The 13678-nt window shown below is 70.6% G+C and carries 13 protein-coding genes; 6 read left to right on the forward strand and 7 right to left on the reverse strand.

Annotation, left to right across the window (positions count from 1 at the left end; all coding sequences use genetic code 11):
• The coding region (locus AB8Z36_RS11025) for a PTS fructose transporter subunit IIC (RefSeq protein WP_369213055.1) at window positions 1–1487 on the forward strand (1487 nt) is incomplete at its 5' end.
• A 116-nt stretch (window positions 1488–1603) separates the two neighbouring features.
• On the forward strand, window positions 1604–1858 hold the full coding sequence (locus AB8Z36_RS11030; RefSeq protein ID WP_369213056.1) for a hypothetical protein: 255 nt from the start codon (window positions 1604–1606) through the stop codon (window positions 1856–1858).
• 37 nt (window positions 1859–1895) lie between these two features.
• Here AB8Z36_RS11030 and AB8Z36_RS11035 read toward each other — a convergent pair whose 3' ends face one another.
• From AB8Z36_RS11035 to AB8Z36_RS11050, 4 genes are all read right to left on the reverse strand, one after another.
• Complete coding sequence (locus tag AB8Z36_RS11035) at window positions 1896–2672, reverse strand: DUF6227 family protein (protein ID WP_369213057.1); 777 nt, start codon at window positions 2670–2672, stop codon at window positions 1896–1898.
• 146 nt (window positions 2673–2818) lie between these two features.
• Window positions 2819–4045 carry a L,D-transpeptidase gene (locus tag AB8Z36_RS11040; RefSeq protein WP_440581892.1) on the reverse strand — a complete coding sequence of 409 codons (1227 nt, stop codon included), beginning with the start codon at window positions 4043–4045 and terminating at the stop codon, window positions 2819–2821.
• Between the two features lie 221 nt (window positions 4046–4266).
• Entirely contained in the window at window positions 4267–5304 is a 1038-nt protein-coding gene (locus tag AB8Z36_RS11045; RefSeq protein ID WP_369213059.1) for a P1 family peptidase, read from the reverse strand.
• A gap of 12 nt (window positions 5305–5316) precedes the next feature.
• Entirely contained in the window at window positions 5317–6636 is a 1320-nt protein-coding gene (locus AB8Z36_RS11050; RefSeq protein WP_369213060.1) for a low temperature requirement protein A, read from the reverse strand.
• Window positions 6637–6889: 253 nt separating this feature from the next.
• Here AB8Z36_RS11050 and AB8Z36_RS11055 point away from each other — a divergent pair, with 253 nt between their 5' ends.
• The 4 genes from AB8Z36_RS11055 to AB8Z36_RS11070 all read left to right on the forward strand — a co-directional run bounded on the left by AB8Z36_RS11055 (window position 6890) and on the right by AB8Z36_RS11070 (window position 12065).
• Window positions 6890–8347, forward strand: coding sequence for a NarK family nitrate/nitrite MFS transporter (locus tag AB8Z36_RS11055; RefSeq protein ID WP_369213061.1), 1458 nt, complete (start codon window positions 6890–6892; stop codon window positions 8345–8347).
• Window positions 8348–8587: 240 nt separating this feature from the next.
• Window positions 8588–10858: a formate C-acetyltransferase gene (pflB, locus tag AB8Z36_RS11060; protein ID WP_369213062.1), complete on the forward strand. Its 2271-nt coding sequence runs from the start codon at window positions 8588–8590 to the stop codon at window positions 10856–10858.
• A gap of 27 nt (window positions 10859–10885) precedes the next feature.
• Window positions 10886–11707, forward strand: a complete 822-nt coding sequence (gene pflA, locus AB8Z36_RS11065) for a pyruvate formate-lyase-activating protein (RefSeq protein ID WP_369213063.1) — start codon at window positions 10886–10888, stop codon at window positions 11705–11707.
• Window positions 11708–11774: 67 nt separating this feature from the next.
• Window positions 11775–12065: a hypothetical protein gene (locus AB8Z36_RS11070; RefSeq protein WP_369213064.1), complete on the forward strand. Its 291-nt coding sequence runs from the start codon at window positions 11775–11777 to the stop codon at window positions 12063–12065.
• A 94-nt stretch (window positions 12066–12159) separates the two neighbouring features.
• Here the strand turns inward: AB8Z36_RS11070 and mscL are convergent, their stop codons facing one another.
• From mscL to AB8Z36_RS11085, 3 genes are all read right to left on the reverse strand, one after another.
• Entirely contained in the window at window positions 12160–12678 is a 519-nt protein-coding gene (gene mscL / locus AB8Z36_RS11075) for a large conductance mechanosensitive channel protein MscL (RefSeq protein WP_369213065.1), read from the reverse strand.
• 153 nt (window positions 12679–12831) lie between these two features.
• A complete protein-coding gene (locus AB8Z36_RS11080; RefSeq protein WP_369213066.1) occupies window positions 12832–13359 on the reverse strand; it encodes an RcpC/CpaB family pilus assembly protein in 528 nt (175 codons plus the stop codon).
• A 134-nt stretch (window positions 13360–13493) separates the two neighbouring features.
• Window positions 13494–13678: hypothetical protein (locus tag AB8Z36_RS11085; RefSeq protein WP_369213067.1), on the reverse strand; the 185-nt coding region annotated here is incomplete at its 5' end.

Genomic DNA, 13678 nt, shown 5'->3' on the forward strand with positions numbered 1-13678 from the left:
GGATCGTGGCGGTCACGAGCTGCCCCACGGGCATCGCCCACACCTACATGGCGGCGGAATCCCTTGAGGCCGCGGCCCGCGAGGCAGGCGTCGAACTGACGGTCGAGCCCCAGGGCTCGGCGGGCTTCACCCGCCTGGACCCGGCGCTCATCGCCGCCGCGGACGGCGTGATCTTCGCCCACGACGTCCCCGTACGGGAGAAGCCCCGCTTCGCGGGCAAGCCCACGGTCGACGTGAACGTGAAGGCCGGTATCAACCGCCCCGCCCAGCTCATCGCGGAGGTCCGCGAGAAGGCGTCCCGCGGCGAGAGCACCGCCGCGGCCACGGCCGAGGGCGCGCCGAGCCCGGTCGACAACGCCGGTGACGACGGCGACGGTTACGGCACCAAGCTCCGCAAGTGGCTGATGTCCGGCGTCAGCTACATGGTGCCCTTCGTCGCCGCGGGTGGCCTCCTCATCGCCCTGGGCTTCGCCATCGGCGGCTGGAAGATCGACAAGGCGCCGTCCGTCGCCGAGCACTTCGCCTGGACCGACCACACGAGCTGGGCCGCGCTGCTGTTCCAGATCGGCGGCCTCGCCTTCGCCTTCCTGGTGCCGGTCCTCGCCGGTTACATCGCCTACGGCATGGCCGACCGGCCCGGCCTCGTGCCCGGCTTCGTCGGCGGTTCGGTCGCCGTCACCATCAACGCGGGCTTCCTCGGCGGTCTCGCGGCGGGTCTGATCGCGGGCGCCGTGGTCATGGGCATCCAGCGGGTCCGCATCCCGGCGGTGCTGCGCGGCATCATGCCGGTGGTGGTGATCCCGCTGATCTCGTCGGCGGTGGTCGGCTTCCTGATGTTCCTCGTCGTCGGCAAGCCCATCGCGTCCCTCCAGAGCGCGCTGACCGACTGGCTCGAAGGCCTCTCCGGTGCCAACGCGGTCATCCTGGGCGTCATCATCGGCCTGATGATGTGCTTCGACCTCGGCGGTCCGCTGAACAAGGTCGCCTACGCCTTCGCGGTCGGCGGCCTCGCCCCCCCCACCGACGGCAGCCTGAAGGTCATGGCGGCCGCGATGGCCGCGGGCATGGTCCCGCCGCTCGCCATGGCACTCGCCACGACCGTGCGCGGCAGGCTCTTCACCAAGGCCGAACGGGAGAACGGCAAGGCCGCCTGGTTCCTCGGCGCCTCCTTCATCACCGAGGGCGCCATCCCCTTCGCGGCGGCCGACCCGCTGCGGGTCATCCCGGCGTCGATGGCGGGCGGCGCGGTCACCGGCGCCCTGTCGATGGCCTTCGGCTGCACCTTGCGCGCCCCGCACGGCGGTGTCTTCGTGGTCCCGCTGATCGGCAGCCCGCTGCTGTACCTCGTGGCGATCGCCGCGGGCGTCCTCGTCTCGACGGCCGCCGTCGTGCTGCTCAAGAGCGCGCGGAAGACGACGCCGCCGACGGCCGGGGGCGCGTCCGCGGCCGGGAAGTCCGACAGCGAGCGCGTACCGGCGGCGGTCTGAGCCCGCGTGGCGCGGCCGGTGGACGATGGGGGAGTTATGCGACATGCGTCACTTCAGGACGTACGTCCCATAACCCCCCTGTCGTAAGCCCTGGTCCCTGTTGTCTACTGGGCCGCATGTTCCAGGATGTCTCGAACGTTCAGCGCATCGGCGTCGCCCTCTTCGCCGTGGCGACCGCGGTCTGGGCCGTCGGTCTGGTGCGGGTGATGCGCAGGGACCGCCTCGGCGCGGAGGTGTGGCACCAGGCTGAGCGGCTCCGCGCGCTGCCGGCCCAGCAGGGCCCGCCGCACGCGGAGGCGGTTCAGCTCACCGCCGACGAGCGCGCCGCCTTCGCGGGCCTGATCCGGCAGTTCGGCGACGGCCGCGGCTAGTCGGCGGCGGCTGGTCGGCGGTGGCTGGTCGGCCCGGCTAGTTCTTGGCGGCTTCTCTGGCCCTGCGCTCCATCGCGGCGCGGGCCGCCTCCTCGGTGGCGTACACCTCGCACAGGTGGCGGCCGTCGGGGGTGAGGGTGTGCTCGACCTCCCACAGGCTGAGCTCGCCGCCGTCGAAGAGCAGGAAGGCGTGCTCGTAGAGCGAGAGGTTCAGGCGTGCCTCGCCGGACAGCCGGGGGCGTCCGAAGGCCTGCGTTATGCGGTGCGCGACCGCCGAGCCGAGCAGGCGCGCGATGTCCTCGCCGGGACGGTCGCCCTCGGGGTTCTCCGCGCGGCGGAGCAGGCGGCGCGCGTGGTCGGCGGAGTCGTCGGGCACATACGCGTGCCGGGGACCGGAGTCGGCGGGGATGCGCAGCACGACGGGCCTGCCGCAGGCGGGCGGGTCCGGCGGCAGCGGCAGCCGCGAGGTGGCGAGGCCCGCGTCCTCCTCGTCGGCGTACAGCTCGTGCGTCGGGTCGCTGCCCGGCGAGGTGTTGTGGACGAGCTCCCACAGGGTGAGCACCGAGGCGTCGGCGAGCAGCCAGGTGTGTCTGTACGTCTCGCGGTGCAGCCCCGAGCTGTGGTGCGCGGAGTGCAGTGAGCTGTTGTGGGCGAGGGCGGATTCGAGGCGGCGGAGCACCTCGTCCGGTAAGTCGAAGGAGTTCAGGGCACGGCCGAGAAGCCGCTCAAGGTGTTGCTCCGGAGAGTGGTCCTCCGGAGCACGTGGCTCGGGCGACTCGGGTGGCTCGTACGCCGTTTCGTACGGAACGCTCAAGGTTGCTCCCGGCGTTGCTGCATGTCACCTGGTGGGTGCATACCGTAGCCCCTGGGTCGGACATCATGCCCGGGAACCGGAAAACGCGCGGGCCACGCGGGAAGTTCCCGCGTGGCCCGCTCCGTTGAGGCGTTCGAGGCGTCCCGTCAGCTCGCGCTGCCCGCCGTCCACTCGCTCCAGGACATGTTCCAGCCGTTGAGGCCGTTGTCCGGGGCGATGGTCTTGTCGGGCGAGCCCTTGACCGTCACGACGTCGCCGATCAGGGAGTTGCTGAAGAACCAGGCGCCCTGGGTGTTCGGGTCGCCCGCGCCGCGCGCGTCCTGGAGACCGACGCAGCCGTGGCTGGTGTTGGAGCTGCCGAAGATCGAGGGCGAGCCCCAGTAGTTGCCGTGGATGAAGGTGCCGGAGGACGACAGGCGCATGGCGTGCGGCACGTCCTTGATGTCGTACTCACCGCCGAAGCCGACCGTGTCACCGTTCATCCGGGTCTGGGTGAACTTCTCGGAGATCACCATCTTGCCGTTGTACGTGGGGTTCGACGGGCTGCCCGCGGAGATCGGGACGGTCTTGATGACCTTGCCGTCCCGCTCGACCGTCATCTTCTTGGCGTTGACGTCGACCGTGGAGACCTGCGTGCGGCCGACGGTGAAGGTGACCGTCTTGTTCTGCACGCCGGTGACGCCGTTCGCGCCCTTCACGCCGTCCAGGTCGATCTTCATCGTGACCTTGGAACCGGCCTTCCAGTACTCCTCGGGCCGGAAGTCCAGGCGCTGGTTGCCGAACCAGTGGCCGACGACCTTCTGGCCGCTGCTCGACGTGACCGTGATGTGCGACTGGACGTCCTTCTTCTCCGTGATCGCCTTGTCGAAGTTGAAGGAGACCGGCATGCCGACGCCGACGGTGGTGCCGCCGTCCGGCGTGTAACTGCCGATGAAGCTGTTGGCGGTGGAGACGGTGGTGAACGTCGCGTTCTCCGTCGCCGCGTTGCCCTTGCCGTCCTTGGCGTTCGCCGTGACCTTGTACTTCGTGCCGCGCTCAAGCTGCGCCTTGGGCTTCCAGGTGGTGCCGTCGCCGGAGATGGCACCCTCGATCGCCGAGCCGGACGTCACCGACGTCATCTTCACGCTGGTCAGCTTGCCGTTCTTGACCTTGACGCCGGTGGCGTTGATCGAGGCGTCGGTCGCACCGTCCTTGGACGAGATGGTGATGTCGGCACCCTTGGCCGCCGAACCTCCGTCCTTGTCGTCCTTGGCGCCCGCGTCTCCGCCGCATGCCGTGAGGGTCAGCGCGCCCACGGCGGCGAGCGCGGTGGCGGCCAGCAGGGCACGGCGCCGGGGGTTGACTATGACCGACCTTGTCACGGGCTGCTCCAAGTACGTTTTCTGATCCAGGTACGTGTTCTGTTCCAGTACGTCTAGAGAGCGCCCGGGGAGCCCGCGCGGTTCCTGGGAAACGGTGTGAGTGCGGGCACATTACGGAGGCACACGCCCCCTCAATGCGTCGCGGACCGTCACCACTTGAGCCATTGACTCCGCTTTGCACCCATTCATCCCACGGCGGCCACCTCTCCCCCTCCTCGGCTCCGCCCCTCCGGTCACCGCTTCGCGTACAGGTCGCGGTACGAGGGGAAGGTGCCGCCCGGTGTCTTCACCGAGTCCGCGGCCAGCATCGCCCGCACGATCGAGGCCGTCACCAGGTCGGCGCCCGCGGCGAGGATCTCGTTCAGCGCGAGCGGGTCGTCGGCCAGGGGGTGTGCACCCGTGGCGAGGGCGAAGACCGTGTCGCCGTCGTTGAGGAGGTGGACGGGCCGCACGGCGCGCGCCATGCCGTCGTGCGAGGTGCCCGCCAGCTTCTGCGCCTGCGCCTTGGTGAGGCCGGCGTCGGTGGCGACCACGGCGAGCGTGGTGTTCAACGGCTGCGGCCCGTTCTCCGCCGCCACCTCCGCGAGCCGCCGCTCGGCCGCCTGATGCACCTCCGGCGCCGGCCTCGGGTCCTGCCGCCCCTCTCCCTCCTCGAAGTACCGCCCGTACAGCGCGCCCGTCGCCGGATCGAGCCCCGAACCCGCCGCGTTGGCCACCACCAGCGCCGCCACCGTGATCCCCGACGCCAGCCGCACGCTCGCGCTGCCCACTCCGCCCTTGACGCGCCCGACCACCGCACCGGTGCCCGCGCCGACATTGCCCTGCCCGACCGGGGCGAAGGGCGCGGTCACGGCCGCCGCCTCCACCGCGGCCCGGCCGGTGGCCGCGTCCGGCCGGGCCCCGAAGTCACCGCCCCTGCCCAGGTCGAAGACGCAGGCGGCGGGCACGACCGGCACGACGTGGGAGGGATCGGGCCCGACGCGCACCCCCCGGCCGTGCTCCTCCAGCCACGCCATCACCCCGGCCGCGGCGTCCAGACCGTACGCGCTGCCGCCGGTAAGAACGATCGCCTCGACGCGCTGTACCAGGTTGCGCGGGTCGAGGGCGTCCGTCTCGCGGGTGCCGGGGCCGCCGCCGCGCACATCCACGGCGGCGACGGCACCGCCCTCCGGCGCCAGCACCACGGTCGTGCCCGTCAGTTGCCCGTCGCCGGTCAGGGTGGCGTGCCCGACCCGCAGTCCGGCCACGTCGGTCAGGGAGTCAGAAGTCATACCCCGTGCGTATCACGGGCGGCGGGCCGCGCGGGCCGTGAGCGTCACCCCCGTCGCGACCGTCACCGCCGTCACGATTCCGGCCACGAGAACCGCCCAGCGCCCGGCGAACGTGCTGGCCAGCGTCGCGAGCGCCGCCAGCGGCAGCACCATCTGCTGGGCGAGGCCCACCTTGAAGTAACGGGAGTGCAGCGCCCACACCGTGAGCAGATACAGCGCCGCCGGAACCGTCACCGCCGCCGACGCGGCGAGCGTCGAGATGTGCGCCTTGCCCACGGCCTCCTCGACCGCCACCTCGATCCCGGCCCCGATCGCCGCCGCCGAACCGAGGATCACGTAGTGGCCGTAGCCCCAGAGGAACGCCTGCCGGTTGCTCCGCAGCCGTCCGTGGATGGGCACGACGAAGTAGATCCACCACGCCGCGAAGACGACGAGCAGCCCGCCCGCGGCGATGGGCAGCAGCTCGTCCAGCGCGTCGTACTCCTCGATGCCCGTCTTCACCGCGACCGTCGCCGCCGAGATCGTCTCGCCGAGCACAATGATCGTGAACAGGCCGTACCGCTCCGAGATGTGGTGCGGGTGCCACGGCGTGCTGTACGCCCGCTCCGCGACCACCGGCACGCACATCTCGGCGACCGCCATCACGAGAAACAGCCACCCGCGCCCGCCCTCCGGCAGGAACAGCAGCCCCGACCAGCCGACCTGGCAGATCAGCACACCGGCCGCGTACCGCAGGGCCGTGCCGCGTTCCGCCCCCGACGCCGACCGTGCGACGCGCAGCCACTGCGAGGTGAGCGCGACCCGCATGATCAGGTACCCGAGCCAGACCAGCAGGAAATCGTGCTCCTCGAACGCCCTGGAGACACCGGCCGCGAAGACGAGCACACCCGCGATCTGGACCAGCGTGACCACGCGGAACAGCACGTCGTCGTTGTCGTACGCCGAGGCGAACCATGAGAAGTTGACCCATGCCCAGAACAGCGCGAAGAAGATCATCGCGTAGTTGACGACGCCCTGTCCCGCGTGTCCGTCGGCCACCGCGTGCACCAGCTCGGCACCGCCCTGGGCGACCGCCACGACGAAGCAGAGGTCGAAGAAGAGCTCCAGCGGTGTGGCCGCACGGTGCTCCTCGCCACGTCCCCGGGCCGTCAGCGGCCGGATGGGCGGCGGGGCCGACGCACCGGACGAGCCGGGTGTGCCGGGCGTGCCGGACGCGCCGGGCGTGCCGGATGCGCTGGACGAGCCGGATGTGCCAGGCGAGCCGGAAGCGCCTTGCGGGCCGGTGGAGCCATGCGGGCCAGATGGGTCGTATGGGGAGGAAGTGGACGTCATGCGCCCACCCCAGCAGACGCCGCGCGCCGAACCGCGCTACGCCGCCGGGCGCCGCGGCAGGGCCACCCGGGTGACGCACACCGGGCCCGCGGGACGGCGCTGTCCGGCGGGGGCCGAAGTCCTCCCGCGGAGCGTGGCTTTGGGCTCGTCCCGGTCGTGCCCAACGCCTCTGCCCTCGCCCCGCGCCACACGCGACCGTGGAGACGTCAGGCCCCGTGGCAAGGTCGGGACCCTGAGCGAACCGGGAACCAGCATGAAATCGCCTGCCGCTCCGCACGTACGGACCGCACCGGCGGAAGGGGGCAGGTCCGCGCCGACACGTACGTCCTACGACCCGGCGCAGTACCGTCCCGGCCGCACCATCACCGACTGGGAGCCGGAGAACGAGCTCTTCTGGAAGTCCACCGGCAAGAAGGTCGCCACCCGCAACCTGTGGATCGCGGTCCCCGCCCTCCTCGTCGCCTTCGTGGTCTGGCAGGTGTGGTCGGTCACCGCGACCAACCTCGCCGATGTCGGTTTCACCTTTTCCACCTCCCAGCTCTTCTGGCTGACGGCCGTCCCCGGCCTCACGGGCGGCACGGCCCGCATCCTCTACACCTTCCTCGGCCCGATGACCGGCCAGCGCCGCTTCACCGCGCTCTCCACGATCGTCCTGGTGGTCCCGCTGATCTGGCTCGGCATCGCCGTGCAGAACCCGGACACCTCCTATGGCGTGATGATCGCCATCGCGGCGCTGTGCGGCATCGGCGGCGCCAACTTCGCCTCGTCCCTGGCCAACATCGGCTTCTTCTTCCCCAAGCGGGACAAGGGCAACGCCACCGGCATCAACGGCGGTCTCGGCAACCTCGGGGTCTCCGCCGTCCAGCTCATCACCCCGATCGTCATCACCAGCTCCGTCATCGCGGTCGGCTCGGCCCAGCACAAGGCCGACGGAACCCCGGTGTGGCTCCAGAACGCCGCGTTCCTGTGGGTGCCCGTCCTGGTGGTCCTCGCCGTCGTCGCCTGGTTCGGCCAGAACGACCTCAAGGTCGCGGCCACCCCCTTCAGCAAGCAGAAGGTCATCTTCAGGCGGAAGCACACCTGGCTGATGACGTGGCTCTACGTCGGTACGTTCGGCTCCTTCATCGGTTTCGCCGCGGCCCTGCCGATGCTCATCAAGACCACGTTCACCCCGATCGACGCGGCCTACTCCGCCGCCACCTACGCCTGGATGGGCCCGGCCGTCGGCGCGCTCGCCCGCTGGGCGGGCGGCTGGATCGCCGACCGGATCGGCGGTGCGCGGGTCACCATCATCTCGTTCGTCGGGATGGCGCTCTCGATCGTCGGTGTCATCAACTTCCTGCCGTCCGGCGGTGGCAACGGCAGCTTCTGGGGCTTCCTCGCCTGCTTCCTGTGCGCGTTCTTCTTCTCGGGCATCGGCAACGGCTCGACGTTCCGCCAGATCCCGGTCATCTTCCGCAACCACCACCTGCGGGGACTGCCCGAGGGCAGTCTCGCCCACGCCGGGGCGCTGCGGCAGGCCGAGATGGAGGCGGGCGCCGTCACCGGCTTCACCTCCGCCATCGCGGCGTACGGCTTCTTCTTCATCCCCGCGATGTTCGCCAACTTCGCGGTGACGAGCGCGATGTGGGGCTTCGTGGCCTTCTACGTGAGCTGTATCGCGGTCGCCTGGTGGTTCTACGCCCGCAAGGGAGCGGAGTCGCCGAGCTGAGGCGGGCGGGGCCGCGGGAGCCGTCATGGCGGCAACAATCTTGTGAATACATTCACAAAAGAACTCGGGTCCAAAGTCCTCGAGGAAACGCCAGGTCAGAGGGTCCCCTGGCGTCTCCTCCCGCCCGAGAGCGGGACCTTCGGTCCCCGATCGAGGACCAACCGCGCCCGTCCGGACGGGCGAACCGGAGTGGAATGGAGACAGAGCGATGAAGTCGGAGCGCGAAGAGAGGTGCGGGTCATGACTGCCACTCCCATGGAGACAGCGGTGCACGACGGGGCCTGGGACGGCTTCAGGGGCGGCCTGTGGCGGGACGCCATCGACGTCCGCGACTTCGTCCAGCGGAACTACACGCCGTACGAGGGCGACGGCTCCTTCCTGGCAGGGCCCACCGAACGCACCACGCAGGTCTGGCAGAAGCTCCTCCGCATGTTCCCCGAGGAGATCGAGCGCGGCATCCACGACGTCGACGTCAGCACGCCCTCCCGCATCGACGCCTTCAGGCCCGGTTACGTCGACGGCGACGCCGCCGACCACCGGGACCTGATCGTCGGCCTCCAGACCGACGCCCCGCTCAAGCGCGCCATCATGCCCAACGGCGGCTGGCGGATGGTCGAAGGCGCCCTGAACGCCTACGGCCACCAGGCCGACCCGCGGGTCAGGGACATCTACACGCACCTGCGCAAGACCCACAACGAAGGCGTCTTCGACGCCTACACGCCCGAGATCCGCGCCTGCCGCTCCTCCGGCATCATCACCGGCCTGCCCGACGCCTACGGCAGAGGACGCATCATCGGCGACTACCGCCGCGTCGCCCTCTACGGCGTCGACCGCCTCATCGCCGCGAAGGAGGCCGACAAGGCCGTCCTCGCCGAAGAGTGGGCGACCGAGGACGTCATCCGCGGCCGTGAGGAGATCTCCGAGCAGATCAAGGCTCTCAAGGAACTGAAGGCGATGGCGATGGCGTACGGCCACGACATCGCCGCGCCCGCCACCACCGGCCGCGAGGCCGTCCAGTGGCTCTACTTCGCCTACCTCGCCGCCGTGAAGGAGCAGAACGGCGCGGCCATGTCGATCGGCCGCATCGACAACTTCCTCGACATCTACCTCCAGCGCGACATCGAGGCCGGCCGCCTCACCGAGAGCGGGGCGCAGGAGCTCATCGACGACTTCGTCATCAAGCTCCGCATCGTCCGCTTCCTGCGCACCCCGGAGTACAACGAGCTGTACTCCGGCGACCCCACCTGGGTCACCTGGTCCATGGCCGGTATCGGTGAGGACGGCCGCCCGCTGGTCTCCCGCACCACCTTCCGCGCCCTCCAGACCCTCTACAACCTCGGGCCGGCCCCCGAGCCGAACCTCACCGTCTTCTGGTCGCGGCGGCTGCCCCGCGGCTTCAAGGAGTTCGCCGCCAGGGTCGCCATCGACACCTCCGCCATACAGTTCGAGTCCGACGAGCTGATGCGCCCCAAGTACGGCGACGACACCGCGATCGCCTGCTGCGTCTCGGCGATGGCCGTAGGCAAGCAGATGCAGTTCTTCGGCGCCCGCGTGAACGTCGCCAAGGCGCTCCTCTACGCCATCAACGGCGGCCGGGACGAGAAGTCCGGCAAGACCGTCGTCAGCGGATTCACGCCCATCGAGGGCGAGTACCTGGAGTACGAGACGGTCGCCCGGCAGTACGACGCGATGCTCGACTGGCTCGCCAGGACCTACGTGCACGCCCTCAACGTCATCCACTACATGCACGACAAGTACGCCTACGAGCGCATCGAGATGGCTCTGCACGACCAGGAGATCCTGTGCACCATGGCCTGCGGGATCGCCGGTCTCTCCGTCGCCGCCGACTCGCTCTCGGCGATCAAGCACGCCAGGGTCAGGGTCGTGCGCGACGAGACGGGTCTCGCCGTGGACTACGAGACCGAGGGCGACTACCCGGCCTACGGCAACAACGACGACCGGGCCGACGACATCGCGCGGGGCATCGTCCACGCCTTCATGGCGAAGCTCCGCAAGCACCCCACCTACCGGAACGCGGTGCACACCCAGTCGGTGCTGACCATCACCTCGAACGTCGTCTACGGCAAGAAGACCGGCAACACGCCCGACGGGCGCCGCGCCGGTGAGCCGTTCGCCCCCGGGGCCAATCCCATGAACGGCCGCGACGAGCACGGCTACATCGCCTCCGCGATGTCGGTCGCCAAGCTCGACTACGACGACGCGGAGGACGGCATCTCGCTGACGAACACCATCACCCCGGACGCCCTCGGCCGCACCCCCGGGGAGCGGGTGGAGAACCTCGCCGGTGTCCTGGACGGCTTCATGGCGAGCGACGGCTTCCACATGAACGTCAATGTGCTCGACAAGGCGACCCTTGAGGACGCCATGGCCCACCCGGAGAAGTACCCCCAGCTCACCATTCGCGTCTCCGGCTACGCGGTCAACTTCATCCGGCTCACCCGCGACCAGCAGCTCGACGTCATCAACCGCACCTTCCACGGCTCGCTCTGAGCCGCCGGTCGCTTCGGGAGTTCCACCATGGCTGCTCTGCTCGGTACCGACGTCCCCGGACGCCACCGCCCGGCCGGTGAGGGGGCGGCCACGCCCGCCGCCGCCGCGACCCGCCGTCCCGTGACGGGCTCGGTCCACTCCTGGGACCTGTCCACCGGTGTGGACGGGCCGGGGACACGCTTCGTCACGTTCCTCGCCGGATGTCCGCTGGCCTGTCTGTACTGCCACAACCCCGACACCTGGCGGATGCGCGACGGCAGGCGGACCACCGCCGACGACCTGGTCGCGGAGGCCGCCAAATACACCCGGTTCATCTCCGCCGCCGGGGGAGGAGCCACCGTCAGCGGTGGTGAGCCGCTGCTGCAACCCGTCTTCACCGGCGAGCTGCTGCACCGCTTCAAGCACGAGCTGGGTCTGCACACCGCCCTGGACACCTCCGGCTTCCTCGGTGCCCGCGCGACCGACGCGCTGCTCCGCGACGCCGACCTGGTCCTGCTCGACATCAAGTCCTGGAACCCCGCCACCTACCAGCGGGTCACGGGCCGCCCCCTGCGTCCCACCCTCGACTTCGCCCGGCGCCTGGCCAGGCTCGGCAAGGACGTCTGGGTGCGGTTCGTCCTCGTGCCCGGTCTCACCGACGAACCGGCGAACATCGAGGGCGTCGCCCGCTTCGCTGCCTCGCTCGGCAACGTGACACGGGTCGACGTCCTGCCCTTCCACAAGCTGGGGGAGGCGAAGTGGGACGCCCTCGGCAAGGACTTCGCCCTGCGCGACACCCCCTCGCCCACCCCTGGCCAGGTGGCCATGGCCAGGGAGATCTTCGCGGGGCAGGGGCTCCGGGCGATCTGAGCGGGCCGGTGATCCCCGGCCGGTGAGAGCACGTCGGTGCCTGGCCGGGCCGACGTACCCTGGACGCATGAGTGCCACCCCCGCCCCCGAGCCGCGCGACCCGAAGGACTCGAAGGAGCCGAGGGACCCGAGGGACCCGAGGGACCCGAGGGAATCGAAGGACCCGGCGGAGCCGGAGAGGCCGGAGCAGTCGGAGAGGCCGAAAAAGCCCGCGAACGCGCTGGTCTTCGACGATCCGCTGTCGCAGCAGTCCTCGGACGACACGGACCGCGGGTGGGGCGAGCGGCCGTCGGCAGGCGGCGACAGCGCCGCCGATCTGGCGCGGTTCCTCGACGAGAAGCCGCCCCACCACATCTGAGCCCGCGACCGCTTGTGAGCCTGAGACCACGGCTCGGGCCGGGACCATGGCTCAGCCCGCGTCGTGAGGCGGCCCCACCACGTTCGGACCCGCGCTACGGCAGACCGGGACGCCCGTCGGGCCGCTCGTCGGACGGGCCCTCCGGGCCCGGTGCGGTGCGCTGAGCCACCAGGGCGTCGCGGATCTCCTTGAGGACCTCCAGCTCGGTGACCTCCATGACCTCCTTGGTGCCCTCCTTCTCGGCCCTCTTCGCGGCCACCCGGGCCAGATACTTGGCCATGGGCAGCACCATCAGGAAGTACACGACGGCGGCGGTGATCACGAAGCTGAGGACCGCGCTGAGCACGGAACCCCACATGATCGGGATGCCGTCGGTGATCTCGCCCGCCGCGTCCCTCTTGCAGGGGGCCTTCAGGCACGAGCTGTAGTGGTCGAGATTCTTCGTCCCGAAGGCGCCGACCAGCGGGTTGATGACACCCTTGACCACCGAGTTCACGATGTTGGTGAACGCGGCGCCGATGACCACCGCGACCGCAAGGTCGACCACATTGCCGCGCATCAGGAAGGCCTTGAAGCCCTCCCAGATGCCCGGTTCCTTCTTCTCGCTCACCACGGGGCCTTTCGTTGCGTCTGCGGATTGCGGAACAGCCAACTCCGCAACCTACGTCAGAACGCCGTCGGCCTGTCCAATTCGCCCGCACGGACGGGCGACGCGACCGGGTGCCAGTGCGAGCACGGGTGGCGGTGTGATCGTGCGCGGCGGCCCTCATCGCAGCGTCACCGCCAGACGGGCGCTCGCTCCGGCGCCGGCCAGCCGTACCGCCGTGTCCCTCGGGACGGACAGGACCACCAACGCGCCGGTGCCCGTCATGGTCTCGTCCGCCATGGTCTCGCCCGCCGTGGTCTCACCCCCGGTGGACGCGCTCTGCCCGGGCACCTCGGAGACGCGGGCTCCCTCGGCCACCACCCGCGGCTTCGCGCCGCCCGTGGGTGATCCGGCGGCGGCGATGACGTCGACGCGGTCGCCGGGGCGCAGCAGGCGCACGGCCTCGGCGTCCGCGATCCGCACGGGTGCCGTCACTCTCGGGGCGCTGCCGCGGGGCGGACCCGGTGGCGAGGCGGCCGCCGCCCTGTGCTCCGGCGGCCGGTCCGTCTCGGGCGGGCCCGCGGCGGCGAGGGCGGCGGCGGTCAGCGCGAGCCCGACGGCCATGGCCCGTCGCCGGTGCCGCAGCAGGCGGCGCAGCCGTGGGTGGCCGCCGCGCACCCGTACGGGAGGGAAGTGGGGGACCGGCACACTGTCTGCCGACTGGGTCTGGGTCTGAGGAGGGACTGGGATCACGGCAACCACCGCCTGCGGTGCGAGGACGACGAGCTGGGCTTGCGCTCCCACGATCCACGTCCGAGCCGTTCCGCGCTGACGCCCGTGCACTACTCCCCGGTTGTGGACAACTCCGTCACCGGAAGGTGCACTTCCGTCAGCGGTCCAGCGCCGGTCAGCCGCCGTTCAGCACCGGTCAGCCGCCGTCCAGCACCGGTCAGCCGCCGTCCAGCACCGGTCAACGCCGTCCAGCGCCGGTTCGGCCAGATCAGCCCCCGCCCCCTCGCCTCAAGGC

Source organism: Streptomyces flavofungini (assembly GCF_041028215.1).
GTDB classification, from domain to species: domain Bacteria; phylum Actinomycetota; class Actinomycetes; order Streptomycetales; family Streptomycetaceae; genus Streptomyces; species Streptomyces flavofungini_B.

What these genes read in the sequence shown, in the direction of transcription:
- AB8Z36_RS11030 (WP_369213056.1), top strand. Translation starts at nt 1,604, where the DNA reads ATGTTCCAGGATGTCTCGAACGTTCAGCGCATCGGCGTCGCCCTCTTC.
- AB8Z36_RS11045 (WP_369213059.1), bottom strand. Translation starts at nt 5,304, where the DNA reads ATGACTTCTGACTCCCTGACCGACGTGGCCGGACTGCGGGTCGGGCAC.
- AB8Z36_RS11050 (WP_369213060.1), bottom strand. Translation starts at nt 6,636, where the DNA reads ATGACGTCCACTTCCTCCCCATACGACCCATCTGGCCCGCATGGCTCC.
- AB8Z36_RS11055 (WP_369213061.1), top strand. Translation starts at nt 6,890, where the DNA reads ATGAAATCGCCTGCCGCTCCGCACGTACGGACCGCACCGGCGGAAGGG.
- pflB (WP_369213062.1), top strand. Translation starts at nt 8,588, where the DNA reads ATGACTGCCACTCCCATGGAGACAGCGGTGCACGACGGGGCCTGGGAC.
- pflA (WP_369213063.1), top strand. Translation starts at nt 10,886, where the DNA reads ATGGCTGCTCTGCTCGGTACCGACGTCCCCGGACGCCACCGCCCGGCC.
- AB8Z36_RS11070 (WP_369213064.1), top strand. Translation starts at nt 11,775, where the DNA reads ATGAGTGCCACCCCCGCCCCCGAGCCGCGCGACCCGAAGGACTCGAAG.